The organism is Oscillatoria sp. HE19RPO, from assembly GCF_024220515.1.
Taxonomy (GTDB): domain Bacteria; phylum Cyanobacteriota; class Cyanobacteriia; order Cyanobacteriales; family Laspinemataceae; genus Laspinema.
In genome coordinates this window covers 1-3,315 of sequence record NZ_JAMXOT010000213.1, presented here as the reverse complement: position 1 = coordinate 3,315, position 3,315 = coordinate 1, and the positions used below count along the sequence as shown (strand labels likewise).

Sequence of the window (3,315 nt, the reverse complement as noted above, 5' to 3'; positions counted from 1 at the left end):
CATTTTTACCAATCGCTGAAGAAGGCGTTTATCCCCGAGGTTAGCATATTTCAGTTCGGATGCGGCCCAAGACTCCACCATCTTATTTCTCCGGCTTATTGTTTCATGAATGAGACCCTCAATGCTCTTTTTCCTTTATGGTAGTTTTAGGAAACATAGCTCGTTGGGAGGCTCCCTTTCTATTCTAGAATATGGCTACCACACTTAAGTATGGAGCTTAAGTGTGGTAGAGTCCCACCCTTTGGGGTAAATTATCCCGCTAACCAATACTGGCATTAGGTTTACAAGATTGTTAAGAAAGATGCGAGTAACGCATAGCTTTAGCAAGGGGAGGGTTAGGGTGGGGTTCTTCTGGTTCCCTCCCCTTAGCAAGGGGAGGGCTAGGGTGGGGTTCTTCTGGTTCCCTCCCCTTAGCAAGGGGAGGGTTAGGGTGGGGTTCTTCTACTAACATCCAAACCCTATTTAAAAATCAAACATATCTAATTGTTCCGTCGATTCCGAAGAATTCACTCCCTCTTTCTTCGCCCCTTTGCGGAGTCCAACGGCAATTTTACTATGCTTTTCAATCTGACTCATCACCTCTTTTGCGCGTTGAATGACCACTGGAGGTAACCCCGCCAACCGTCCTGCTTCGATGCCATAAGAACGGTCCGCACCTCCCGGTTGTACCTGATGTAAAAACACGATTTCATCGGCTAATTCCCGAACCGTTACTTGATAGTTGGCGACATTGGAAAGGATGGATGCCAGTTCATTCATTTCATGGTAATGGGTGGCGAAGATGGTGCGAGAGCGAATTTCTGTGGCTAAATATTCGGCAACGGACCACGCAATGGATAATCCATCAAAGGTGGCGGTTCCTCGGCCAATTTCATCGAGTAAAACTAGGGATTTAGGAGAGGCATGGTTGAGAATGTTGGCGGTTTCATTCATTTCTACCATAAAGGTGGATTGACCTGTTGCTAAGTCATCCACTGCGCCAACTCGGGTGAAGATGCGATCGCAGATTCCTAAAGTGGCGGAAGTTGCTGGAATAAAACTCCCCGTTTGTGCCAATAACTGTATTAATCCCACCTGCCGTAAATAGCAACTCTTGCCACTGGCATTCGGTCCAGTTAAAATAATTAAATCCGGTGCAAGGCGATGATCGCCTTCAGATTTGTCCGGTTCTTCGGCATTCCCCAATCGTGTGGAATTCGGCACAAATAACCCTGCTGGGATGGAATATTCTACTACAGGATGACGACCATTGGTAATTCTCAATTCTCGATTTTCTACCATTTGCGGACGACAATATCCCCGGTCGATCGCAATTTCAGCGAATCCACATAAAACATCGATCGCCGCCACTGCTTTGGCCACATTGCGAATCATTGCTGCATATTCTCCCACCTGCGATCGCAACTGGATAAACAGCTCATATTCTAACTTATTCAAATCCTCCTGTGCCGTCAAAATCCTTGATTCTCTTTCTTTCAACTCCGGCGTAATATACCGTTCTTCATTGGTCAATGTTTGCCGACGCACATAATCCGCAGGCGCTTGTTCACTTTTTGAACGAGAAATACTGATATAATATCCAAAAGTCTTATTATACCCCACTTTTAACGTTGAAATTCCCGTGCGTTCCCGTTCCCGCACTTCCAAATTCGCCAACCATTGTTGATCGCCTTCAACCAGCGATCGCATCTCATCCAGCGCCTCATAAACATTCGGACGAATCAACCCCCCATCGGTTAAATGTAGCGGCGGTGATTCCACAATCGCCCGTTTTAAGCGAACCGCCAATGTTTCTAGTTCTGAGGACACCTGTTGTAAGGGTTTCAAATAGGGAGAATTCCCTTGTTGTGCCAAGGTGGAGAGTTCCGGCAATTTTGCCAAAGAATCCGCCAATGCGATTAAATCTCGCGCATTTGCTGTACCCGAACCTGCGCGAACCGTGAGGCGTTCGATGTCATAGATTTCTGATAACAACTTTTGAATTTCTTCGCGCAGTTCCGTTTTTTGGACTAATTCCTCCACCGTATCCTGTCGCGCTTGAATGCCTTTAATCTTCAGCAAAGGTTGCAAAATCCACCGCCGTAATGCTCTCCCACCCATAGCGGTTTTGGTGCGGTCGATCGCCCATAACAACGACCCATAAAACGTCCCATCCCGCACAGTTTGGGTAATTTCTAAATTGCGGCGAGTTTGAGCATCAACAATTAAATAATCCGCTAAGGTATAACTTCTAACCAATTGCAGGGGAATCCGATTTTCCTTTTGCGTTGCTTCCAAATATTCCAATAATCCCCCTGCTGCACGCACTGCTAAGGGGAGATTTTCACATCCCACCCCTTCCAAACTACGGAGTTTAAAATACTGGAAAATCCGCTGACGTGCTTCGACTAAGGTAAAAGGTTTTTGCGATCGCAGAGAATAGCAAAAGCAGGAAGGGAGATACTCCGAGAGATGTTGGGACTTTTCCCCGGGACGCAATAAAGTACCAATATCCGGCGCATTCGTCGGCACAAGCACTTCCGACGGTTGCAGACGCATGAGTTCTTGTGCGAGATGTTCTAAATCTTCAGCTTGGGTGGTGAAGAATTCCCCAGTGGAAATATCTGTATAAGCCAATCCCCACTGATTTCCCGCCATGAGGACTGCCGCTAAAAAATTATTAGTGCGCGCTTTGAGCATTCCATCTTCCAGGATAGTACCCGGGGTAATCACCCGAGTCACTTCGCGCCGGACTAATCCTTTCGCTTCCGAAGCATCTTCAACTTGATCGCACACGGCGACGGAGTAGCCTTTTTCCACCAATTGCATGGCATAGCGTTCTAAGGCATGATGGGGGACTCCCGTCATGGGGACTCGTCCCACATCTCCCCCTTGTTTACTGGTGAGGACTAATTCCAATTCTCGCGCTACGACGATCGCATCCTGGAAAAAGGTTTCAAAGAAATCTCCCACCCGATACAACAACAGGGAATGGGGATATTGATCCTTGACTTCTGCATAATGCCGATACATCGCCGAGAGGCGACTGCGATCGAGTTCGCGATAGTCAGCATTGGTAATATGGGTCTGGGTCGTTTTAATCCCAGTCATATCTGTTGGGGTAGATGCAGAGGGACGATCGCTCATGGGTTTATCCAGAATCCAAACACAGGGCAAGCCATTCGGCTGTTTATAGATAATAAACTGCTGCTATCCCCGATGTTCTAAAAACTTGCGGAAATCTCCCATCGGTTGCCCTTTTTGGACTAGCCCTGTCAAGGTGTATTGATTTGTAGGGGCGCAATGCTTGCGCCCTCTTTTGGGCGCAAGCATTGC

Annotated in this window: 2 protein-coding genes; both read right to left on the bottom strand. The window is 47.3% G+C overall.

What is annotated here, in order from left to right; translation table 11 throughout:
* Positions 1 to 81, bottom strand: an 81-nt coding sequence (locus NG833_RS31010) for a transposase DNA-binding-containing protein (RefSeq protein WP_375293885.1), incomplete at its 3' end; no start/stop codon positions are given.
* 381 nt (positions 82 to 462) lie between these two features.
* A complete protein-coding gene (mutS, locus tag NG833_RS19310; RefSeq protein WP_375293930.1) occupies positions 463 to 3,126 on the bottom strand; it encodes a DNA mismatch repair protein MutS in 2,664 nt (887 codons plus the stop codon).
* Positions 3,127 to 3,315 lie beyond the last annotated feature (189 nt).

Excerpts from the sequence above, each read along its gene's own strand:
- mutS (WP_375293930.1), bottom strand. The coding sequence starts at position 3,126 with ATGAGCGATCGTCCCTCTGCATCTACCCCAACAGATATGACTGGGATT.